This window comes from Stomatobaculum sp. F0698, assembly GCF_030644385.1.
Lineage (GTDB): Bacteria > Bacillota > Clostridia > Lachnospirales > Lachnospiraceae > Moryella.
On the sequence record NZ_CP130060.1, the window covers coordinates 1,488,919 to 1,510,240 of the forward strand.

Below are 21,322 nucleotides of genomic sequence, written 5' to 3' on the forward strand. Positions count from 1 at the left end.
CGCAAAGGAACCCTGCTCATGAATGTAAACCTGCTGCTGATCACACTGATTATTTTTTCCTGCATCTTCTTCAATAAAATCTCGTTCCGTTTCGGCATTCCGACCCTCTTTGTCTTTATACTCCTCGGAATGGCCTTCGGGACCGACGGCTTTGCGCGCATTTCCTTTGATAACTTTGCGCTCTCGGAGACCGTGTGCTCCGTTGCCCTGATCTTCATCATGTTTTACGGCGGTTTCGGCACCAATTGGAAAATGGCGCGCCCGGTGGCGCGCCAATCCATACTGCTATCAACGGCGGGCGTGTTTCTGACCGCCCTGTTTCTCGGGCTCTTCCTCTTTCTGCTGCTGCGGCGCGAGCTCTGGCTCTGCTTTTTGACCGGCTCCGCGCTTGCCAGCACGGACGCGGCCTCCGTCTTCTCGGTGCTGCGCTCCCGGAAACTGGACTTAAAAGAGAACACAGCTTCTATTCTCGAACTTGAGAGCGGAAGTAACGACCCCATTGCCTATATGCTGACCCTGGTCTGCCTTTCCTTTTTGACCGGCGAGGCCGATGTCGGCAGCATACTCCGCCTCTTGACCGCGCAGCTTGTCTTCGGCATCGCAATCGGCGTGCTCTGCGGCCTTCTGTCCTACCGCATTTTAAAGAGCGTTTCTTTTGAGGTAGACGGTTTCGACGTGATTTTTATCGCCGGCATCGCCCTCTTCTCCTACGCGCTCTCCGCGGCGCTCGGCGGAAACGGCTATCTCTCGACCTATCTGACCGGCATCATCCTCGGAAATGTGAAGATGAGCGACAAGAAGAACATTGTCCACTTCTTTGACGGCTTGACCGGTCTCATGCAGATTGCGGTCTTTTTCCTGCTCGGCCTGCTCGCTACGCCCTCACTGCTTCCGGGCGTCCTGATGTCCGCAGTTTCGGTGTTTCTGTTCCTCACCCTGATTGCGCGCCCGCTTGCGGTAAAACTTCTGCTCCTGCCGTTCCGCGCGAGCAAGGGACAGGGCCGCCTGATTTCCTTTGCGGGTCTCCGCGGTGCCTCCTCGATTGTCTTTGCGATTATGGCGGTGCAAACCTTAAAGAGCGACACGCGCTTCTTTCACATTATCTTCTTTGTCGTTCTCTTATCCCTCCTGGTGCAGGGCAGTCTCCTGCCCTTTGCGGCGCAACGCTTCGATATGATCGACTTAAGCAACGATGTCATGAAGACCTTCACCGACTACAGCGAAGAACTGCCGGTACAGTTCATTCAGCTCACACTCGCCGAGGACAATGAGTGGGTCGGTAAGCATATCTCCGAGCTCTCCCTGCCGCTCCAGTTTCTCTTCCTCTTGATTGTGCGAGAGGATAAAAAGCTGGTTCCGAAGGGCACCACCTTGCTCGAGGCAGGCGACTCTCTGATTCTCTGTGCCCCCGCGGTGCAGACGAAAAACGCCATGCAGCTCTCGGAGATCGAGATCGACAAGTCGAGCGAATATCTCCACCGCCATATTCGGGACATAAAATTACCGCGCGGAGAGATTATTTTCCTCATCCAACGCGGTAATCAAAGTATTATTCCGAACGGTCAAACCGAGATTCTTGAGGGCGATACCCTAATGCTCACACGCCTCAAAGAGAAGGAGCGCTCGCCTCACTCACCGTCAAGAGTTCTGACATCAGGGCAATGAGCCCGACCCGGTAGCCTGCCGCTGAGAAAATCGCGCAGTCACGGCCGCGACGCAAAATGCTGAGCGGCAACTGACCGGGTTCCAGGAAGAGCTTACGCGCCAGGACTTCCTCCTGTGCATCGTAATCAGCCGGGCAGGAAAATGCTTCGGGGAACAGGCTCTTCAGTATCTTACAACTTCCTCTCTCTGCCGCATCTGCCTCTCTGAGGTAGAAGCGCAGGGAGAGTTTTTTTTGCGCGCAGAGCGCCTTCAGGGACTCTGTCTCCGCAAGAATTTCATTTGCGATGTGCTCACTCGGCTCTTCGCCCGGCGCCATGAAAAACTCCATGGTAAACGGGGTCTCGTAGCCCTGCCCGCCGATTTCCGGAATGATGATTTTGCCGAGCAATTCCTCTGCCGTCACCTCCGGGAAGCCGAGCACAAGCGCTTTTTCTTCGCCGCCCGTAAGGCGGAAGGCCACGCGCTTTCCGTAGGCATTTCCGTTCGGCAGGCGCTTCTCGGTGAATAGCTCATACTCGCCGTCCGGCAGAAGCAGGGTAAGCGTATTCTCTTCCCACTGCTTCTTCTCAAGGTCCAGCTCCTTCCCGTCTCGGTAGAGCGTCCAGTGCTGCTCGTAGCGGAGCTCACCCTCCGGCTTCCTAAGCGTGAGATGATTTCTCGCCGCATCCGCCTCCCGGAAGGGACGAAAATCGCCGTCCTCAAAATAGAGCGGAGCGCCGTCCTCATTTCTAAGCTTCACCGGAATGCCGCTGCCTCTTAAGCGACGGAGGGCCGCGAGGGCCTCTACATCGCTGCAGTCGGCGCTCGCAAGGCGTGCTGTCAGTGCCTTCCGCTCAGCTGTGCTGAGCTCCTCTTCGCCGCGGAAACGGCAGAGCGGCTCAAGGCCGAAGCGCTCCGGCAGTACGCCCTCCAAGAAGGCGCGTGCCGAAAGGCTTCCGACATGGCTGATGGCAGCCTGAAATTCCGGCTCAAGTAAATCCTCTCTTAAGTCTATTCTGTCTTTTTCGGAGAGCGAGGCCACAAAGGCATTCCGATACATGCGCTCTTCCTGCGAACTTGCACGCTCCAAAAAGGCACGGGTACGGTCGCGGCGCGCGGCGCGCTTTGCCTTAAGCTTTTCATTGCAGCGCGCATACTTTTCGCGGCCGAGCGCCTGCTCTTCCGCGGTCTGCTTCGGCGCACTGCGGGAACCGTTCGGCGCAAAGAAGCGGTATTCTTGCTCCTCTGCCTCTTCTTTGCACTCGCGCTCCGCGATGCGAAGCTCTCCGGCGCGGAGATCCGCCATGACAGCCTTATTTTTTCCGGGATGACGGAAGCGGACATACACACTGCCCTTTCCGAGGGAGACCGTCTTTTCGACGCCCGCCTCCGGCTTGTACATCGAGATGGGGCGTATGCCCGCGCTGTTTAAGAGACAAAGCTCCACGAGCTCCGCATCTTCCGCCTGAATTCTGAGTTTCACGGGATCCGCGTAGCGCGCAAGCTGATTTAAGTAGAGAACACCGTTCTGACCGCCGAGAATTTCTTCTCCCGCGAGGGTCGCACGATCCAGTGCCGTGTCGGCCTGAGGGGTCAGCGGGTAATAGCGGGCGTGCACAAGCATGGCGCGTGCCGCCGCCGCGATGAACCAGCCGTTGTCATCCTTCTCCGTGGGCTCGCAGGCACCCGCAAAGTGCCAAGCGCCGTCCACCCAATACTCAACCCAGGCGTGATTGTCCTCGCAGTGCGCCCACCAGGGTGCATAGACCTGGCGTGCCGGAATGCCGACCGCGCGAAGCGCATTGACATAGAAAACCGACTCCTCACCGCAGCGCCCCTGCCCGGACTCCAAAAAGCCCGCCGCGGAAATGGTTCTGCCGTCGCTCGACACATAGCTGCCCTCGGAAGCGCAAGCATAGTTCACCGCGCGCGCCAGCGCTGCTCCGGTCAGTGTCTCCTCGCCCTGTTCCGCTAAGTGAGCGGCAATGCAGTTTGCGAGCTTTTCCCGCACCGGGCGGAGCTCCTCGTTGTTGACGCGCGGCAAAAGGACATACTGGAGGAAGTAGCTCTCCGGCAGTGCTTTTACTTCCGCCCGCGCGCGGTAAAGCGCAAGCGCCGGTCGAAGGAAGGAAAGCAAGGTCTCGGGCGAAAAGTCATAGCCGCAGAGATCGCTCTCCGGAAGCAGCGCATAATAGTAGCGGAGCGCCGTTTTCTCAGCGCTTGTCAATGTTCCCGCTGCGGCAACGCTCGCGCGGTAGCCCGCCCGGAGTGCTTCGCTTTTTTTGAGGCGCGCAAAGAAGGCAGCATCAATCTCTCGCTCCGTTTCCGCAGAGGGACGCCAATCAGATGGATTCCGTTCGCGGTCCAGGCGCTTAAGCACTTCTCTCGCCGCTTTCACCTTCTCTAAAGAAGTATAGCTCCGGCTGTACTCACTGAAGCCCGGAAGCCCCATGGAGACCCCCTCTCTCCGAAACTGCATGGGGCTCTCCTCGTTTACCTTGCCGGACATATGATACGAGAGTATCCCGGTCTCTCGGTAAAGCGCCTCGATTTTTTCCGCCGAGACACCGGAACCCGCCATAAGACGAAGGCTCTTTGCCTCCTGCGCGAGAGAGGCTAGAGCTGCGACGCCCTCTTCAGCGGTATTTGCCTGACCGGAAGTCAGAATGCGCGCTATCCCAAGTTCCTCCGCTGTCCGAAGCGCCTCCAGGGGATCTTTGCAGAGATCAAAGCAGCGGTGCAGCGTGATCGGCCGCCCGCCGCAGTGCTTCATGAGTTCCGCAATGCGCTCACGGTCTAAGCTTCCGTCGGGTTTCAGCATCCCGAGCACAAACCCATCCGCCCCGGCCGCCGCAAAGCGCTCTGCCTCCGTTTCGAGCTCACGGCACTCTTCCTCCGTATAGCAGAAATCGCCGAAACGCGGACGCAGCATGACAAAGAGCGGCAGCGTGACCCGCTTTCTCAGTTCCAAAAATAAGCCGAAACTCGGCGTGATGCCACCGATCTCTAAGCTCCCGCAGAGTTCCAGACGGTCCGCGCCGCCCGCTTCCGCAGCGATGCCGGATGCCACGCTGTCCACGCATACTTCCAGTTCCAAGCCCCTATTCTCGTTCTCCTGCACTTCTTTTTCCTCCACCGGATGTTGTTAACGCAAGAACATGAAAAACAACGCGAGTATCCCGGCAATCACCACCACGGCGCCTGCCAGAAGGCTCACGCCGAAACCGATAATCCCGATTGCCGCGAGCAATATGTAGCCGATCACGCCAAAGGTAAGGCTGAGCGCCTTGCCGATGATGCGAAACAAAAGTCCCGTACCCTTTAAGATGAGCCACATGAGCAAAGCAAAAATTAAAAACGGCATAGTTCCTCCCTTCTCCTACGACTCCAGAAACTTCATATTCGGCCAGAGTTTCCCGACCCTTTCTTCCGGATAATAGCGGTCTATGAATTTCTCCACGACATTTGTCGCCTCGGGCTTTGTAAGCCTCGCATGGGCGCGCACCATGACGGCCGCCGTGACCAGCATATCACAAGTTAAGAATATCGCGATGCCCCAACTGAGCACCAGTCCGAGCACCGGCGTAATCCGCTGAATTTGTGCGGAAATCGGCGGGTAGGCGTAGCGAAGCCAGAGTAGCGAGAGCAAGCCCCAGAATACCATAAAGGGCACATTGGTTCTCCCGTCTATGTTCAGCGGGATATGACTGTAGTCCCAGAACTTCATGCCGAAAAAGGCCTCGGTAAAGACCGAGCAGAGATATTCAAAGGCCCCGCCGAAGAAAAAGCCGGCAAAGAAGATGCTCAAATTATTTTTCTTTTCGACCCGGGATAATACCAGGGTCAATACGACCGCTCCGAGGCCCCAGACAATGCTGAACGGGCCAAGCACCAGACTGGAACGCCGCATCCAAATTCCCGCCGTAAAAAAGACATAAAAGGTCTCGATGACATCGCCGAGCATGGCACAGAGAAACAGCATCCAAACCAGTTTTCCGAAGCTGATACCCTCCGCAAAGACCACACCCTGCGCGCGGAGTTCCCGCTCCGCAGCCTCAATGCCGCCGCTCTCGGTCTGCCGAAGCGAAGGATACACACGGTACACCCTGTCCCAGAGATGCGCGGAAAGCCGCTCTCCGAGTTTCATCTTATGCGCCTGCAGAAACTGCCGCTCCGCAGAGTCCGTGACATAGCGCGCCAAGACAGCCACCAGCACGAGGTCGCTGAGCAAAAGAAGCATCAACACCCCGGCAATGATGCGCAGCGCAAGTACGGGCAGCAGGGAAATCAGCGAAAAGAGCAGGGGCTGCACGACGATTAACAGGGATTCATAGATTGCGCTGAGTCCGAGCGCCCATAATAAGCGCAGCATAAAATTGGGTCGCAGTTTGATTCTGCCGAGCGCAGAGCGTTTTTTCCGGAGTAAGTGCTCCGCAAAAAACTCGGAGAGATATCCGATTGCCAAGGTCTGCACCAAACCGAACAAAAAGCGTGAACGCTCCGGCATCTCCCCGCTACTCACCAGAATCAAATTTGCCATGGCCGCACCGTGCGTTAGGAGCAGCGGCAAATCCAGAATGCCGCAGTTTACGAAGCGCTGTTTTTTGAGGCTGAAAAATAAGGTTTCCAGTACCCACGCCGCAAAGGCGTAGAAAAAGAAATACAGCACCAAATCCGTGCCGCCGAATAATCTCATGCTTTTCCCTCACGACGCTCCCGGGGAGTCGCCGCTGTCAAAAAAGCTGCGGCTTTGACCCCGCAGCTCTCTCTCATTTTTTCAGTGCCAGACCGTCGTGATACGCCTTGCCGACCACCGGTCCGATCACGCGGTAGCTCATGCTCGAAATGTCAAACATGATGGGGCGCAGCTTATCGTAATCCACCTTGCCGTCCGTTAAGACCGCTTCGTCCGCCTGCATCGCCACAATCTCGCCGACCAAAAGGCCGGTCTCATCGCTGTAACTTTTCACCCTGCACTCTAAGGTGACCGGATACTCTTCGATGACAGGCGCGTTCACATGCGCGCTCTTCCTCACATGGCAGCCCGCTTTTTCGATTTTATTGATCTTGTTGCCGCTCTCGATGCCGAAATAATCGGAGATGACCACCGTGCTCTCGGTTGCAAAGGCGACCGTAAAGCCGCCGGTCTTCTTTAAATTATCCGTGGTCTTATGCTTTGCGAGCTGTATCGTAATTTCCCCGTAGTCACTCTGCATGCCCCAGGCTGCGTTCATCGCATTCGGGACACCGTTCTCATCGTAAGTTCCGATAATAAATACGGCCTCCGGTGTGATAATCGACTGTTTTGCACTGAATTCCCGCTGCATATGCCTTTCCTTTCCGAGCGCCCGACATGGGCTTCTCTCAGCCTGTTATAGCAGGTCTATCACAATCTTGCAATGCGAACCGCCCGCGCACGCGCTCTAACATGGTCTCGATGTCCAGCACCCCGCGCGCAAAGCCGCGCCGCACCAGTTCCTCCGGTACATAGCAGTCAAACTTTTCAAAAACCGGGACCTCACGCTCGTAGAGCAACTCTTCCGGCGCAAATTCTTTTTCGGCCTCGTCGAGCAAAATCTCAAAGAACTCCTCTTCCCCGACCTCCATCGAAAACATCATATAATACGGCCGCGCGGAGGTGAAGCCCCTTAGACCGAGCCTCTCCTTACAACGCAGCTTTAAAAAGCGCTCCAGCGCGAGAAAGGCATAGCTCCCGAGCCAGGGAAAGAGCGCCCATATTTTTTCACCGAGGGGCAAGAGCGAAGTCTTTTTAAGCCGCGTGCGCGCCGCCAGCGTTCGCGCTTCCGAAAGCCGCCCCGCCGCATTCCTCTGTAGATAGGGATAAATCCGCTCTTCGAGAAGCGCCTTCCGCATGCGCTCCAGAATGTGCGTTTCAATCGCGCCCGGAACATCGCCAAAGTAGGCCGGAACCCTGCCCTTAATTAAGGTGCAGAGCACGGTGTGGGTCTTATGATCCACCTCATCCACGGCCCAGACCCGCCCCGCAATCGCGATTTTTTCGCCCGCAGGCGGCGGCTTCACAATGGTGCCGAGGGTCTCGCTCCCGGTTCGAACCGTATACTCCACATTCTCCTGAAAAACCGCATAGAACTTATGATTGTTCACCACACGCTCTCCCGCGATGCCGACGATGAGCCCGCCTTCCGCCGTGCGGTTGATGTGGTCTATGCGGAGTAAATGCTGTAAGAGAAGGCCGTATTCCTCCTTCCGGATGCGTTCAAACGGCGTAAGCGTCAAGACGCGGCGCGCAAGCTCCCGGGGCGTGAGTTCCCCCTCCGAGGCGAGCGTACTCATGGTCTGGTGGTAGAGGAGACTGTAGGGCAGACGCCGTGTGTCCGGCGGTTCCACATAGCGCTCCTCCGCGTAAAGCTGCACCAAGGCAATGCCCTGTAAGAGATACCAGGGAAAGGCCTCGGGGAGCGAAGCCCGCGCTTCGGCGGGCTCTTCCCGCATCACAAACCAGAGCTCCGCGGGGGCACCGCGCCGCCCCGTTCTGCCGAGCCTCTGCAAAAAGCCGGATACCGTAAACGGCGCATCGAGCTGAAAGGCGCGCTCCAGCCTGCCCACGTCGATGCCGAGTTCTAAGGTCGCCGTCGCGCAGATGCTCTTTAAGGAGTCCGCGCGCTGCATCTCCTCCTCCGCGCTCTCGCGATAGGAGGCCGAGAGATTTCCGTGATGAATGAGAAAGCGGTCTTGTTCCCGCATGGCCTCGCAGTACTGCCTTAACTCCTGACAGACCAGCTCGCACTCCTCGCGGGAGTTTGTAAAAATGAGGCACTTTTTGCCGGCGCTGTGGGCGTAAATATAGCCGAGACCGGGATCCGCCCCCCGCGGCGCGCTCTCTAACGCCCGGTCGAGCGGCAGCGTGGGAAAGCGCGTATCCGCTGTGCCCGACTGCGGCCCTGTCTTCCAAAAGTGCTCGAGCGAAAGCCGCCAGTGCTCTTTGCCGGGCTCCATGCGCGGAATCGCGGTCGCACGGCCGCTTCCCGCCGCGAGCAGACGCCCCACTTCCTTTGGATTGCCTATGGTCGCGGAGAGCCCGACCCGCCGCGGCCTGCAGCCCGAGAGCCGCATGAGTCGCTCAATCAGGCAAAAGGTCTGCCGCCCGCGATCCTGCCGAAGCAGCGCGTGAATCTCATCGATCACGACAAAGCGTAAATCCGAAAAGAGAGTCGGAACCGCCGCCTTTCGATGAAGAAGCAGGGCTTCCAGCGACTCCGGCGTAATCTGCAATATCCCCTCCGGGTGCTTGATAAGCCTCTCCTTTGCGCTCCGCGAGGCATCTCCGTGCCACTTGGTAACCCGTATGTCCGCGCGCTCGCAAAGCCTGTCGAGGCGCTCAAACTGGTCGTTGATTAACGCCTTCAAGGGCGCAATGTAGAGCACACCGACCGAAGCAGAGGGCTCCTCCGAGAGCAAGGTTAAAATCGGAAAAAAAGCAGCCTCCGTCTTTCCGGAGGCTGTGGCCGCTGAGAGCAGCAGGTTATCCCCGCTGTTAAAGAGTACATCTCCCGCCGCATTCTGCACGGCGCGAAGCGACTGCCAGCGCTCGCGGTAAATAAAGTCCTGAATGAAGGGCGCATAGCGCCGAAAGATATCCATGCACTGTCCTCAGAAGGAAAAATCAAAGGGCGCATCGTCCCCACCGCCCGTCTCCCTTAACTCGCTCGCAACACTCTCCAATGCCGCACTGGCCGCTTCCTGCTTAAGTAACTGCTCCATGCTGCTTTCCGGCTCCCGATGCAGTGCGTCCAGAAGAAAAATAAAGTCGCGCGTCATCTCCCGCGGTGTAAGCTGTGCGCTCGCCCCGACCCGCGCATAACAGGTCCGCACAAAGAGTTCCAATTCATCGGCACGGAAGCACCGCGCATCCCCGTAGAGCGCCGCGTGTATGGCAGAGAGCTTCTCCGTGAGCACCAGCATCTCCTCCGGCGTGAGCGCCTCGAGGCGGAGCACCGGTGAAAACAAATCCTTGCTGCCCGCCCGGGAAAAGCGGCTCTCCGCAAGCCGCGAAGAAAGTGCCTCGTAGCTAAAGAGGCCGCGGCGCTTATCCTCGAGCGCCTCGGGCGTAGCTCCCATCCAGATGCCGATGTGCTGCGCCTTGCCCTGCATCATGTCGTTGTACATGGTGAGCAGCACCTCGTAGTTATACTGTCTTGCAATCGCATTCGGTATCTTGCAGAGATTCGCCGCCTCATCGAGCAGAATCAGCGTGCCCGCATAGCCCGCGCGGCGAAAGAACTGCGAGAAGAGTTTGATGTAATCGTACCAATTCTCGTCGCTCACAATGAGGTTGATGCCGAGCGCCTCCCGCGCTTCGCGCTTGTTCTCATACTCCCCGCGAAACCACTTGAGTATCAGCTCCTTTTTCTCATCGTCGCCCTCCGCCCCCGCGAGATAATAGCCCCGCAGGAGCTTGGCAAATTCAAAGCCATGCACCATGTCTTGCAACGAATCGACCGCGGCCGCAATCTTTTTTTCGACCAGCGAAAAGAAAGCGCCGTCCTCTCGGAAGCCGCCCTGTTCCTCCGCGGCTTCCCGCTCCGCCTGAGATACCCAGCGGTCTAAAATAAGGCGCAGCGCACCGCCCTCCGGCTTGGTCTTGGTCGCGAGGTTCGCAATCAATTCGCGGTAGGTCGCAAGCCCCTGCCCCTTGCTGCCCTGCAAACGCCGCTCGGGCGATAAATCCGCATCCGCGACCACAAAGCCCTGTTCAAAGACATAGTTTCGCATGGTCTGCAAGAGAAAACTCTTGCCCGCACCGTACTTTCCGATCAGAAAACGAAAGGAAGCGCCGCCCTCCGCAATGAGTTCCGTGTCGCGAAGCAGCGCCGCAATCTCCTCCTTCCTCCCGACCGCAATGTACGGCAAACCGACGCGCGGCACCACGCCGCTCTGCAGGGAATTTAAAATTGCCTGTGCAATGCGCCGCGGCACAGCGCGTTCCGTCTCACTCATTTCTCTGTCTCCCGCAATAAAGTCTCCAGCTCTTCCCGGTAATCCGGCACAAGGAAAAGTTCCTCTCCCTCGGATTCAAGGCAAATATCCCGAAAACGCTCATACAGTTTCTCGTTGAACCGCTCGGCAAAGAGGCTGGTCAAACAATGCGCCGCGCGCAGTTCCGCGCGCACGCTCTCCCCGCGGAGCAAGGCCGCAAGGCAGCGGCGTTCGAGCGCATCCAACATTCCTGTTCTTTCCGTTTGGTCTGTTTGCTCCGTTTCGCCTCTGTTTGCAAGCTCGGCAGGCGTTGCACCGGCCACCACAACGTGAATCTCCTCGGTTTCACTCGTCGTGCCTTCGTAGCCCTGCTTGCCCGCTGCGCACGACGCAGCGCGCAAAGTCTCGGTATGCTCTGCTGACTCCGCACACACAGCCGACTCGCTTTGCGCAAACGCACTGCCGGTCTGCTTGCTCTCCTCGCCGTTTATAAGCTCTGCTAAGCCGCAATTTCTTTCTGCTTCCCGCCGTAGCAGTTCTTCCCGCTCGGCCCCGGCCTCTGCCTCGGTGAGCAGAGCCGCCGTCGTGATCTCGGCAGCTGCGCGTATGTCCGCGAGCCTTTCCCGCCGCACGGGAACCGCCGCAAGCTTTTGCGCCGCTTCCATAGCCTCACAACTTGCAAAGGCGCGCGAAAAGGTTTCTTGCAGCGCGATATCCTGCGCCGAAGACGCGCTTTTCGAAGCTTTGCCGCGCAAAAAACGAACGCGAAGCGCTGTATCCGCCTCTTTTAAAAAGGCAAAAAAGTGCTTGCTGTCAAACTGCTGCCGCAAATAGCTGTATTCCGTAAAGCCGTTTCCCGTCGCCGCGAAACTTCGAAGCTCGTTCAGTTGATAGGAAAAGCCTTGTCCCGCATTCTCGCAAACCGCCTTAAGCCGCGGCGCATCCGAAAAGGGCTTCCACTCGCGCATGCGCAAGTTTCCGAAACAGGCCGCAAATAAAAGCGGCGCTGAGCTTCTCCAGATTGCGGCATAGTAAAACGCTGCCTTATCCCCGAGTCCCTTGACGCCCCTCGCTTCCGTTAGCTTCTTGCCGCCTAACTCCGCGAGCGCCGCAAAAACAGCTTCATCGCTCTGCTTTTCCGGCTCCCGCAGCACGGTGAGCGCCTCGTCCCAGTGACGCAGCGCGGGGTTTTCATACGCCCGCACGCGCGCCGCATCCACGCGGTTTAACACCGCATATTCAAAGCGCCAATTTTTAAAATTCCGCTGCAGAGCCTCGCTCCCGTAGCCAGCGGAAAAATAGGCAGACGCAAAGGCATCCATGCAATCAAGCGCCTCTGCGGCAGTCGCCGCGCCGACCCCCAGCATGAGCTCGCTGAGATAGAGATAAACAAAGGCATCGCAGTGCGGAGAGACCTCTCCTCGCCGAAGCGCCGCGCGCCAGGTGAAATAACCGCGGAGCTCGTTCGGCGTCAAATCGCGATACTCCGGCTGATAGAGCGGCACCGTGCCCGCAAAGGGGCAATCGTCCTCATAGTCCTCCATGGCACGCGCCGCAGAGAGAAAGTCCTCGCAGGCGTAGATTGCCTCTATCCGCGCCGGAAGCTCACTGCGCCCCGGTATGGCCGTCTCACGGTAATACCCTTCCACCTTCTCTGCCTCTTCCTCCATCGCAAGATCAAACACATGTAACAGGAACGCTCGCTCCGTTTCCGCGCCGAAGCGAACCCCGAGCCAGCCCGGCATGCGAAAGCCCTGTGTGAGATAGTCCCGCGCGGGCAGCTCGCGAAACGCGCTGTACTTTAAATCACAGCGCTCCCTGATTCTTCCGCCCGCATCCCGCTCCCGCATGAGCAGCGCAATCCACTTTCCGCTTGCCGGGGAGACTAAGACCGAGAGTCCCGGCATCTCCCGCCACTTGTGCAGCTCTTCGATATGATGGCGCTCCCGCGCATAGCTAATGAGTTCCGACAGTCGCACAGCCCGCTTCTCCGAATGTATGTTCTGATTTCAGTGTAGCCAAAACATACGTTCCTGTCAAGTTTCCTCCTCAAACCAAGCGACCGCTCGCACCGGCGAACCGTCACCATGTTCCAATTTCAGCGGAAAACAGCTGAAGGAAAAGAGCTCTTCGCCGCAGAGCCCCAGATTCTTGAGATTCTCGATGTTCACGATATCCTTCTCGCGGAACAGCTTCTTATGCCGCGGCAGTCCGGCATCCGCAATCGGGTCGAGGCCAATCACATCAAAACCGATGCCCTTATACGCGCCCCGAATTACAAAGTCGAGTGCCTCTTCATTGAGGCAGGGGTAGTCGCCGAAATAGCGCTCGCTCCCCCAGCGCTTGTCCCAGCCGAGATAAAAGAGAAGAAAGTCCGCCTTCTCAGCCTTCACCCCGTAGCGGGTGATGTGGGCAAGCGTAATCTCTTCCCCTTCCTTCAGGCTGCTGCAATCAATCACAAGCGCCTTGCCGATAAACTGCGATGCCGGAAATTCGTCCAGCGTGGTGCGCCCCGGAAAGAGATGTGCCGGCGGATCCATGTGCGTACCTGTGTGCGTAGTCATCCTTAAAAGACTCTCCCGAAAGCCATCCTTTTCATATACGCTCACCGGTGTGAGAGTCGGCGTCTCCGTGCCGGGATAAACCGGCATATCCTCTTTGATGGTATGGGTTAAATCAATGACTCTCATTTCTTTCCTCCCTTAACCTTAGTGCCGCTTCATTTGTTGACTCCTGCCGACAATCGGACTGCTTCCGCAGCTAAGCATCGCGACAACACGAGATCCCGGAACTCAGCCGCACTGAACCTGACAAGAGCGCAGCGTCTCCAGCGCCGCCGCATGTTTTTCCGGCGTCACACCGGCGCAGCAGGCGGGATCCACGGAAATCTTCACCTCCGGAAGCGACGCCTTTAAGAGCAGCGCGTTCGAAACCACACAGATATCCGTGCAGAGGCCGATGAGCTCAAGTTCCACACTCTCCCGCGCCGCGAGCTCTTTCACAGCCGCCGCGAGTTCCGTCGAGCCAAAAGTACCCTTGTTAAAGATATGGTCTTTCGGAATCAGTGCCGCAATCTCCGCATCCAGCTCCCAGCCGTCCGTTCCGCGAATGCAGTGCTTCACCGGAAGGTAATGCCCCTCCTGCGTGTTCAGATAGTCCTCGCCGTGCGTATCCCGCGTCGCAAAGACATCCTCCGGCGCATAGCCCTTGATTTTCTCGATAACCGCAGGGACAATGGCGCGCGCCTCCGCCGTTCCGAGTGCGCCGTCAATAAAGTCGCGCTGCATGTCAATGACCACTAAGATTTTCCGCATGATTCTCTCCTTTTATCTGTTAAACCCATCTATGGAATCGGCTATCCCGATGCCTAAAAAATCTCGTTTCTTGCCGTAACACACAGCGGTTCCGGCAAAGCAGTTGTCTCCTGAAGGCCTGTTATTCCGTTCTCCACTCTGAACTCTCCGAAAGGGCGCGCCGCGGCCGGGCGGCCGGTTCTTCCGCCGCAAAGCCGAGCGCCAACAGCGCGTAGAGCTCGCTGTCTCCGCCCGCCTCCTCTCTTAACTCCGCCTGCGCAAAGAAACTGTCGCAAATCCAGAGACTGCCGATGCCAAGCGTCGTCGCCTGCAGGCACATGTTCTCGATGGCCGCGCCGACCGACTGCGCCGTGCAGATTTCCGTGACCCGCTGGTCTAGCGTCATGGTCGCGGATAGCGGCCGCGCAATCGGCGATGTAATCAGGATTACTGCTGCCGCCTCCCGCATCACCCGCAGGGTCTCAAATGCCCCGTCCAGATAATGGCGCGTGTCCGGCAACATGGGGGCATGCCGCTCCCGCTCGATACCCGCCTCCATGGCCGCGCAGACCCTCTCCTTTGCTTCTCCCTCGGTCACGACAAAGTGCCAGGGCTGCAAGTTCTTCGCGGACGGCGCCGCCATGCCTGCCCTTACAATTTCTTCCAACTGCTCTTTCGAAAGCGGCGTCGGCAAAAAATGCCGTATGCTGCGCCGCGCCTTGATTGCCTCAATCATATTCACGCCTCCTCAAAGGAAATCATAGCATAAAGTGAGCCCTTCGCGCGTCCGGATTGACAGCAGATCGGCGCTTTGCTAGACTGCTAAAAATTCTTGCAAGAAACGGAGCTGCCATGATAGAACGACACGAAATCCCGCTCTTTGAATACGATGCGACTTCTCCCGAAGTGATTCCCCCCGCTCATGAATTCGGCGACTGCCGCTTTCCGAAAAAGTGCCTCTTTGCCTTCCTCGGCGATACCATCCACCGCTACGCCGAGGCAAAGCATGCGGAAAAACGCTGCGAATTTCGCACCGTCTCCGCCACCTACCCCATCTATGTATTTGAGGAGAACGGCGAAGAAATCTGCCTTGCGCAGGCGCCGGTCGGTGCACCGCCCGCAAGTTCCATGCTGGATGCGCTGATTGCGAGCGGCTGCCGCAGCATCCTGGCGCTCGGCTCCTGCGGCGTACTGGAAAAGCTCCCGGAAAATGCTTTTCTGGTGCCGACCCGCGCGCTTCGCGACGAGGGCAGTTCCTACCACTATCTGCCCGCTTCCCGCTATATCGAACTTGACAGCGAAGTCCTTACGACCATAGAAAGCGTACTGAAGACAGAAGGCCTCCCCTTTGTCCCCTGCACCAGCTGGACCACAGATGCCTTTTACCGCGAGACCAAGGATATGGTCGCATACCGCCGAAGCGAGGGCTGTCTCTGCGTCGAGATGGAGTGTGCGGCGCTTGCCGCCTGTGCCCGCCTTCGCGGCGCTGCCTTCGGACAGCTGCTCTTTACCGCCGACTCTCTCGCCTGCATCCATGACTACGATGCCCGAAACTTCGGGCGGGATGCGCACGAAGACGCCCTCTTACTCGGGCTGCGCATCTTGCGGGAGATGTAAACCGCGCCCATGTTTCGCTGACAGAGAAAGGAGTTCCATGTCCGAGACCGCCGCACTGAACGATGACTTTGCCTATGCCGTGCTCTCCGCCGTCGCGGAAATTCCGGAAGGATGCGTCGCGACCTACGGACAGCTTGCCCGCCTGATCGGGTATCCAAAAAACGCGCGCCTCGTGGCGCGCGTTCTCTCGCATGCGGAATATTACGGCGACTATCCCTGCCACCGCGTGGTGAATGCAACAGGCCGCCTGGCCCCCGGCTGGGCAGCGCAGGCCACGCTCTTACAGGCAGAAGGCGTTGCGCTAATCGACGCAACACATGTGTCCCTTAAGCTCTATCGGTGGAAGGCCTAATTGCAAGCGCCACACCTTCCTTAATTCCAACCGCTGTTCTTTTTGCCGAAGTTCTGGACCCAATTCGCCCTTCCGTTCAGATTCGAATACCCCACACCGATGGAGTCATAATTCGGATTCAAAATATTGGCTCTGTGTCCGCTGGAATGCATCCAGGAATCCATTACCTCTTCCGGATTTCTCTGGCCTGCGGCAATGTTCTCACCCTTATAGCCGAATCCTCTCGGATACGCCGTAAAGCAGTCCGAGCCGTCGGGTCTGTCATGCGAGAACAAAACTTCGAGTTCCGCCGCACGCACATCCGCCGTATTTGTGAGCCCGGCGTCCTTTTTAACCGGCGAAATCCCCTGCTTTGCTCTCTCCTGATTCACAAGCTCGATTACCTGATCCTCAAACTGCGCCTCGGAAAGCTGCGTGCTGTTCTGTCCGCTGCTCTGACTGTTGTCCTGTCCGCCGGACTGCGCGGTGCCGACGCCCGGCCGGTACACTCCGTTTCCGTCCACATAATAACCGTCCGGCGTATAGCTGTTTGCGAGCATGCGGCCGCCGTTCGCGGGATTCATGTAATACCAGTTCCCGTTCACATTGACCCAACCCACGCACATGTTTCCGTTGTTGGTGTCCAGATAATACCAACCGCTTCCGTCATTCAGCCAACCGGTCTGCATGTAACCGGAAGCATCCATGAAGTACCAGGAATTGTTGACCGACACCCAGGAAGAGCGCGCGTACGAACCGTTCGAAAACTGATACCACCAGCCGCGGTTGTCACGATTCCAACCGTTGTTGCCGGCAAAAACCGGCGTAGCCATGAGCATGGTGCCAAGTGCCACCGCAGCCGCAAGGAAAACCCTCTTCTTCATCTCTGCCCCCTGTTTTGAAATGATTGCTTAACTTTAAGCAATCTTAACAATTATCATTCTACTCACGCGCCGAACAAATGTAAAGGACGGCTCCTCCCTTGGAATCAGGGAAGTCTCAAAGATGCATCACGATGAAGGTTTCAAGCCAAAAGCCCCTTATTGACATAGCGCTGTTACGCCGGTAGAATAGTTGATAACTAAATTGTACGGTGGGCTGACACCTAAATCCGACGCCTGACGAGAACGGCGTAAACTCGTCTAGTGGGCTTGCACATTAAGAGCCGTAAGGCAGCAAGAAACCTTGCCGGACGAATGTGCCGGTGGCTGGCGGACAGCGGAAAAATCAGCCGACAAAGGGGAAGATAGACACTACGGTGTCTATCTTCCCCTTTGAAATTTTTACTCCGATAGTTCGCAGTGCAGTATCGTAGACCCCCATATGAACATGTTGTATAATAAGAATCGCAAACGCCGAAAGGAGACAGAAATGTTAAAGAAGAGAATTTTTGTTTTGATAACGGCAGTGGCGATGCTTGGATCTGTCCTTATTGGTTGCGGAAACGAGAAAAAAGAAGTTGAAACCACAGCAAGCACTTCTGTTGAAGCGTCCGCAGAAACAAGTGCAAGTCCTAAGCGCGAAGTAAAGATGTATACCTATAACGACGGAACATACGGCCCCTACAACATTCCGTCCTATGACGAAAACAACCAATATGCGCAGAAGCTCAAAGAAGCCTACGCCTCCGATGCATACCCCGGTGTTTACATTGCAAGAGTAGATAAGGGTTGGATCTGGTATTGGGAGCCTGAGACGGACGACGGAAATTATTACTATATCGGCAGCGTAGATAATCCCAATTATCTTCAGGGCGATGATCTGAATCGCTTCCTTATGGATATTAAAATCAACCTGAATAAGTTCATTGAGAAGTGTGAGGCAGGAGAACTGCATCCAATCGATCTCGATGGCGACGGAAGCATTTCTTATCCCGAAGCGTATATTGAGTCCTTCTTTGCTATCAAATCAAATCAGGATAAGCCCTATAACGGTTTGATCATTTTTTTTGATTTCGATGATATTCTATGGGAATAAGTCTAAAAAATAAAATGCTTTGATTGATTGTTCTAAAAGAACGTGTGCCGCCCCCCGTGAGGCGGGAAAGGAGGTTTAAATGAGAATCAAGTTCACCGAAGAAGAGAAGCGATTGTTTGATAAGGTCAGGCCCTACGCCGCTACGAAAGGATGGGGGCTTCGCCCGGATGCGCCTCCGGAGATTCAAGCTATCTATGCCAGACTGGTAGAGATAACCAACCAATATCTGAGCCCGTATTCGATACCTATTAAACCTATTCATAAGGATTCTTGCGATTTATCGGGCGATAACCAAGACAACTGAATCACAGCGACGAAAGCACAGCCATAACGGCTGTGCTTATTTTGTGCTCAGGGGGGCGGGGTAAGGACGACATGCCGCCTTCATTCCATTAATCCCAGTAAACGTGATTCTGGGCAGCGATGTCGTCATATATCCTCTGAATTCTTCGCCCTTCCTCATCCGGTTCATCATTATGCGAGACAATGTTATCTACTACCACATCATCAACAGCATCCAATAGCGCATCGACATCATCGGCAGATATCAATTCCCCAATATTCTCGATGTAAGGTCTCAACGCCTCAATCTGCTCAACCGTTATAATCACGTTTTTCTCCTTTCGCTTTTGAATAGGAAGAATTTACTTGCACAATATTTCCCGGGTCCGTGTGACTGATACGGATTATTTCCACGCGTGTAGGGAAGTCACCTATCGTAGCTCCAACCGTAGGTAGCTTCAAACACCTTTTTATATTTCTGGGCAAGACAATAGTATTGACATCCAACCCCTTCGCGATGTAACACAGTTCTTGATACTGACCAATGTCAACATGTTTTCTGAATATAGCCAGAACTTTTTGAGGCTGATAGAGTGAGAAATTGCGGATATCCCCTTCACGAGCAGTATTCGGTATATAAAATCCATTTTGGAAAATGAATCCCAGAAACGCTTTTGTATTTCCAACCAGTTTATCGGTATATTGCATAGATCGAACGGGATTGTAGGTACCGACCATTTTAGCTATGAGATGTACTTTGGTTAGCCATGGGAGAACGGAGAGTTTTCTCTCAGTTGTTCCATTCACCGCCATAGAGAAGTCATTCGGATTTAGAATTCCATTCATGGCCTTCTGATAGAAAACACTGCTGCTCAGAATCTTATCAGAGACAGGCCTGACTCCCGTGAGATGAAGAAAATTACTTGGCAGAAAAATAGTTTCAAAGAAGTCCGGCTTGCTTGGAGAACCGTATACAATTAATAGATTTCGGTTCTCCAGGTTATTGTGGTATTCCCTCGCACAGCATACGATGATTCTTGTTGCAAGCCTCTTCGAGATTTTCATTGCGTTTTCTCCTAAAATTTCAAGAGGGAACATTGGCACCGCAGTGCTAATGTTCCCTCTTGGCGGCTGATTTTTTCGCTGTTCGCCAGCTCGCCGACCCATTCGTTCGGCACGATTTCTTGCTACCTTACGGCTCCTCATGTGCAAGCCCACCAGATATGTTTACGCTAATCATATCGAGCGTCGAATTAAGGTGTCAGCCCACCGCAGACTAAATGTCTGCATGTTTAGTATACCAGAACAAACGAGATAAATCAATTAGTATCCAATGATATCTGTAAAATCAATCTTCCGGAAGTCGGCATCTGTAAGCGCAGAAAGCTTATGGAGAAGGCTTGTTAGTTGCTCGACCAATTCAGAGTCTTCTATTGCGGGAAGATTGTGCTCTATATTCTGCATCACCTTTTCGAGAGACGAACTTCCCAAATCTGAATAGAGCTCTATTAGAGTTCGTTCTTCTATTGAAAAAGCCATGTTCATTTTCTCCTTTTCATTGGTTTGTTCCGCTGTCTGCTTATCAGATTGATGGGACTCCTTGGAGTACAAATCCGCTTTCTTTAAAACGAAAGCAGATGTTGGGGGAAACTCCTCAGATTCCCTATTTGACTTTGTACGCGCCGGATTCTCTTCGTGTGTGCGGCAATAACACCCGGTAGCTCTTAGTCTCTATGTACAACGGGGGATTACCCCTGCGCATGCAGGGAAAACTATTCCATCAAAACCACAGGCTGAGATTATCACGAATCACCCCCGCGTGTGCGGGGAAAACCGCGCCTTAGCGCGTCCGCGGGGCATAGGTGTTGGATCACCCCCGCTCATGCGGGGAAAACTGTGCTTACGTTACTGTTATTCAGTTGGTGTTGCTGTGGCCAGATATATTACCAGAGTTATCCATTATGAGCTTCGCCGTGCGAAGATAGTAGATCATTCAGATTGATATCAAGTCCGAACTTTCTCACGTCCGCATCGCGGGCCAGAAGCTCATTTTTTATTGTGTCCAGCGCTTCATAATACGCGAGAGCCCGTCCCGCCTTGTATTCCCTATAGGGCAGTTGTCTCGCCTCTTCTGCCGCGTCTTTAGCGTTTCGCAGAACTCTCGAAACTATATACTCCCATTCATCGTTTGTCAGTTCTCTCATATTCTCCGCGCTCCTTTAACTCTATGACTCTAGGATTACCCCCGCGCATGCGGGGAAAAGTTGGAACAACCTTAATTCTTTGAATGCAACTTGGGATTACCCCCGCGCATGCGGGGAAAACCAAAGACCCAAGCCCCCGTTAATCAGCGCCTCGGGATCACCCCCGCGTGTGCGGGGAAAAGGTGGCTGCATACGACAAAAGCTGTACTTTCAGCGAATCACCCCCGCGTGTGCGGGGAAAAGCCATGATGGTACACTCTGCCATCTCACACCCCCGGATCACCCCCGCGTGTGCGGGGAAAACTGGCTCGTCAGAATCACGTCGGTGGTATAAACCGGATCACCCCCGCGTGTGCGGGGAAAACTCGATAATCTGGTATCTCCAAAATCTCCGATTTGGATCACCCCCGCGTGTGCGGGGAAAACAGCGTGAGCGCGGCAGTGAGCAGGCCGGAGGCAGGATCATCTCCGCGTATGCGGGGAAAACGTGGTTTGTAAAATGGATGTGGATCAAGTGCCGGGATTACCCCGCGTATGCGAAGAAAACTGTGACAGCACCGCAAGCAAAGCGAGAAAAATGAAAGGAGGAAAAAGCTGTGAAACGGAAAAGAGCAAAAAAAGATAAGCGTCTTGAAAAGCTCAAACTCTTCGCTGAATACTGCACGGCTATATCTGCCATAATCTCTACCGTGCATATGGCAATCACCTATGCACCTGGCATAGTACAAGCGACGATGAAGCTGCTCAAAACGCTTTATCTAATCGCGAGCTAATGCTCGCGAGAAGCGGGCGCCGGCCGCAACCGGCGCTCGGTTCTTTTCTAGTATAGCTTGAACTCCATGAAAAGTACACTCCTGCTACGAATGGGCTTTGTATGGGCTTGCGTCGCGCTTTTCCTACTCGGCGGGGGGCGCTTGTCCCTAGCATAGTGCTTGTAGTATCCACCGCTTGCTATCTGCTGTATATGCTGAAGCATCGGACCGACCTCTAGATGTCCCACGTCCATGTATGTAGCT

At 55.4% G+C, this 21,322-nt stretch carries 21 protein-coding genes; 6 read left to right on the forward strand and 15 right to left on the reverse strand.

Features of this window, described 5'->3' with window-relative positions:
* Positions 1–18: 18 nt before the first annotated feature.
* Entirely contained in the window at positions 19–1,665 is a 1,647-nt protein-coding gene (locus QU660_RS06725) for a potassium/proton antiporter (RefSeq protein ID WP_304945765.1), read from the forward strand.
* Here QU660_RS06725 and QU660_RS06730 read toward each other — a convergent pair.
* The 10 genes from QU660_RS06730 to QU660_RS06780 form a co-directional block, all read right to left on the reverse strand.
* Positions 1,607–4,741 carry a copper homeostasis protein CutC gene (locus QU660_RS06730; protein ID WP_330693186.1) on the reverse strand — a complete coding sequence of 1,045 codons (3,135 nt, stop codon included), beginning with the start codon at positions 4,739–4,741 and terminating at the stop codon, positions 1,607–1,609. The genes QU660_RS06725 and QU660_RS06730 overlap by 59 nt on opposite strands.
* A 48-nt stretch (positions 4,742–4,789) precedes the next feature.
* Positions 4,790–5,008, reverse strand: coding sequence for a hypothetical protein (locus QU660_RS06740; RefSeq protein ID WP_304945766.1), 219 nt, complete (start codon positions 5,006–5,008; stop codon positions 4,790–4,792).
* Between the two features lie 15 nt (positions 5,009–5,023).
* The gene (locus QU660_RS06745; RefSeq protein ID WP_304945767.1) at positions 5,024–6,340 is read right to left on the reverse strand and encodes a putative ABC transporter permease; all 1,317 of its coding nucleotides are present in this window, start codon (positions 6,338–6,340) and stop codon (positions 5,024–5,026) included.
* A gap of 73 nt (positions 6,341–6,413) precedes the next feature.
* Positions 6,414–6,971 (reverse strand): flavin reductase family protein, encoded by a 558-nt coding sequence (locus QU660_RS06750; protein WP_304945768.1) that lies wholly within the window; start codon positions 6,969–6,971, stop codon positions 6,414–6,416.
* A gap of 37 nt (positions 6,972–7,008) precedes the next feature.
* Positions 7,009–9,267: a DEAD/DEAH box helicase gene (locus QU660_RS06755; protein WP_304945769.1), complete on the reverse strand. Its 2,259-nt coding sequence runs from the start codon at positions 9,265–9,267 to the stop codon at positions 7,009–7,011.
* A gap of 9 nt (positions 9,268–9,276) precedes the next feature.
* On the reverse strand, positions 9,277–10,623 hold the full coding sequence (locus QU660_RS06760) for an ATP-binding protein (RefSeq protein ID WP_304945770.1): 1,347 nt from the start codon (positions 10,621–10,623) through the stop codon (positions 9,277–9,279).
* The gene (locus tag QU660_RS06765; RefSeq protein ID WP_304945771.1) at positions 10,620–12,581 is read right to left on the reverse strand and encodes a TerB N-terminal domain-containing protein; all 1,962 of its coding nucleotides are present in this window, start codon (positions 12,579–12,581) and stop codon (positions 10,620–10,622) included. The genes QU660_RS06760 and QU660_RS06765 overlap by 4 nt, the downstream gene beginning before the upstream one ends.
* A 57-nt stretch (positions 12,582–12,638) precedes the next feature.
* Complete coding sequence (locus tag QU660_RS06770) at positions 12,639–13,292, reverse strand: cyclase family protein (RefSeq protein ID WP_304945772.1); 654 nt, start codon at positions 13,290–13,292, stop codon at positions 12,639–12,641.
* Between the two features lie 102 nt (positions 13,293–13,394).
* A complete protein-coding gene (locus QU660_RS06775; RefSeq protein ID WP_304945773.1) occupies positions 13,395–13,916 on the reverse strand; it encodes a cysteine hydrolase family protein in 522 nt (173 codons plus the stop codon).
* A gap of 121 nt (positions 13,917–14,037) precedes the next feature.
* A complete protein-coding gene (locus tag QU660_RS06780; RefSeq protein WP_304945774.1) occupies positions 14,038–14,631 on the reverse strand; it encodes a nitroreductase family protein in 594 nt (197 codons plus the stop codon).
* A 116-nt stretch (positions 14,632–14,747) separates the two neighbouring features.
* Between QU660_RS06780 and QU660_RS06785 the strand changes: the two genes are divergently transcribed.
* Both QU660_RS06785 and QU660_RS06790 read left to right on the forward strand, forming a co-directional pair.
* A complete protein-coding gene (locus tag QU660_RS06785; protein ID WP_304945775.1) occupies positions 14,748–15,512 on the forward strand; it encodes a nucleoside phosphorylase in 765 nt (254 codons plus the stop codon).
* 37 nt (positions 15,513–15,549) lie between these two features.
* Entirely contained in the window at positions 15,550–15,864 is a 315-nt protein-coding gene (locus QU660_RS06790) for an MGMT family protein (RefSeq protein ID WP_304945776.1), read from the forward strand.
* A 20-nt stretch (positions 15,865–15,884) separates the two neighbouring features.
* On the opposite strand, the gene QU660_RS06795 is transcribed toward QU660_RS06790, so the two are convergent.
* Positions 15,885–16,727 carry a CAP domain-containing protein gene (locus tag QU660_RS06795; protein ID WP_304945777.1) on the reverse strand — a complete coding sequence of 281 codons (843 nt, stop codon included), beginning with the start codon at positions 16,725–16,727 and terminating at the stop codon, positions 15,885–15,887.
* 487 nt (positions 16,728–17,214) lie between these two features.
* On the opposite strand from QU660_RS06795, the gene QU660_RS06800 reads away from it, so the two are divergent.
* Positions 17,215–17,820 (forward strand): hypothetical protein, encoded by a 606-nt coding sequence (locus QU660_RS06800; RefSeq protein ID WP_304945778.1) that lies wholly within the window; start codon positions 17,215–17,217, stop codon positions 17,818–17,820.
* A 79-nt stretch (positions 17,821–17,899) separates the two neighbouring features.
* Positions 17,900–18,124 (forward strand): hypothetical protein, encoded by a 225-nt coding sequence (locus QU660_RS06805; protein WP_304945779.1) that lies wholly within the window; start codon positions 17,900–17,902, stop codon positions 18,122–18,124.
* An 88-nt stretch (positions 18,125–18,212) separates the two neighbouring features.
* Here QU660_RS06805 and QU660_RS06810 read toward each other — a convergent pair whose 3' ends face one another.
* The 4 genes from QU660_RS06810 to QU660_RS06825 all read right to left on the reverse strand — a co-directional run bounded on the left by QU660_RS06810 (position 18,213) and on the right by QU660_RS06825 (position 20,306).
* A complete protein-coding gene (locus QU660_RS06810; RefSeq protein ID WP_304945780.1) occupies positions 18,213–18,431 on the reverse strand; it encodes a hypothetical protein in 219 nt (72 codons plus the stop codon).
* Positions 18,415–19,269 (reverse strand): PBECR4 domain-containing protein, encoded by an 855-nt coding sequence (locus tag QU660_RS06815; RefSeq protein ID WP_304945781.1) that lies wholly within the window; start codon positions 19,267–19,269, stop codon positions 18,415–18,417. Before QU660_RS06815 ends, QU660_RS06810 begins: the two co-directional genes overlap by 17 nt.
* Positions 19,270–19,425: 156 nt before the next feature.
* Positions 19,426–19,641, reverse strand: a complete 216-nt coding sequence (locus QU660_RS06820; RefSeq protein ID WP_304945782.1) for a transposon-transfer assisting family protein — start codon at positions 19,639–19,641, stop codon at positions 19,426–19,428.
* Between the two features lie 413 nt (positions 19,642–20,054).
* Positions 20,055–20,306 carry a transposase gene (locus tag QU660_RS06825; RefSeq protein WP_304945783.1) on the reverse strand — a complete coding sequence of 84 codons (252 nt, stop codon included), beginning with the start codon at positions 20,304–20,306 and terminating at the stop codon, positions 20,055–20,057.
* Positions 20,307–20,902: 596 nt separating this feature from the next.
* Here QU660_RS06825 and QU660_RS06830 point away from each other — a divergent pair.
* Entirely contained in the window at positions 20,903–21,079 is a 177-nt protein-coding gene (locus tag QU660_RS06830; RefSeq protein ID WP_304945784.1) for a hypothetical protein, read from the forward strand.
* Positions 21,080–21,322: the final 243 nt, after the last annotated feature.

Bases quoted from the DNA above. Each gene is read 5' to 3' on its own strand.
- QU660_RS06725 (WP_304945765.1), top strand. From the start codon at position 19: ATGAATGTAAACCTGCTGCTGATCACACTGATTATTTTTTCCTGCATC.
- QU660_RS06740 (WP_304945766.1), bottom strand. From the start codon at position 5,008: ATGCCGTTTTTAATTTTTGCTTTGCTCATGTGGCTCATCTTAAAGGGT.
- QU660_RS06745 (WP_304945767.1), bottom strand. From the start codon at position 6,340: ATGAGATTATTCGGCGGCACGGATTTGGTGCTGTATTTCTTTTTCTAC.
- QU660_RS06750 (WP_304945768.1), bottom strand. From the start codon at position 6,971: ATGCAGCGGGAATTCAGTGCAAAACAGTCGATTATCACACCGGAGGCC.
- QU660_RS06755 (WP_304945769.1), bottom strand. From the start codon at position 9,267: ATGGATATCTTTCGGCGCTATGCGCCCTTCATTCAGGACTTTATTTAC.
- QU660_RS06760 (WP_304945770.1), bottom strand. From the start codon at position 10,623: ATGAGTGAGACGGAACGCGCTGTGCCGCGGCGCATTGCACAGGCAATT.
- QU660_RS06770 (WP_304945772.1), bottom strand. From the start codon at position 13,292: ATGAGAGTCATTGATTTAACCCATACCATCAAAGAGGATATGCCGGTT.
- QU660_RS06775 (WP_304945773.1), bottom strand. From the start codon at position 13,916: ATGCGGAAAATCTTAGTGGTCATTGACATGCAGCGCGACTTTATTGAC.
- QU660_RS06780 (WP_304945774.1), bottom strand. From the start codon at position 14,631: ATGATTGAGGCAATCAAGGCGCGGCGCAGCATACGGCATTTTTTGCCG.
- QU660_RS06785 (WP_304945775.1), top strand. From the start codon at position 14,748: ATGATAGAACGACACGAAATCCCGCTCTTTGAATACGATGCGACTTCT.
- QU660_RS06790 (WP_304945776.1), top strand. From the start codon at position 15,550: ATGTCCGAGACCGCCGCACTGAACGATGACTTTGCCTATGCCGTGCTC.
- QU660_RS06795 (WP_304945777.1), bottom strand. From the start codon at position 16,727: ATGAAGAAGAGGGTTTTCCTTGCGGCTGCGGTGGCACTTGGCACCATG.
- QU660_RS06800 (WP_304945778.1), top strand. From the start codon at position 17,215: ATGTTAAAGAAGAGAATTTTTGTTTTGATAACGGCAGTGGCGATGCTT.
- QU660_RS06805 (WP_304945779.1), top strand. From the start codon at position 17,900: ATGAGAATCAAGTTCACCGAAGAAGAGAAGCGATTGTTTGATAAGGTC.
- QU660_RS06815 (WP_304945781.1), bottom strand. From the start codon at position 19,269: ATGGGTCGGCGAGCTGGCGAACAGCGAAAAAATCAGCCGCCAAGAGGG.
- QU660_RS06820 (WP_304945782.1), bottom strand. From the start codon at position 19,641: ATGGCTTTTTCAATAGAAGAACGAACTCTAATAGAGCTCTATTCAGAT.
- QU660_RS06825 (WP_304945783.1), bottom strand. From the start codon at position 20,306: ATGAGAGAACTGACAAACGATGAATGGGAGTATATAGTTTCGAGAGTT.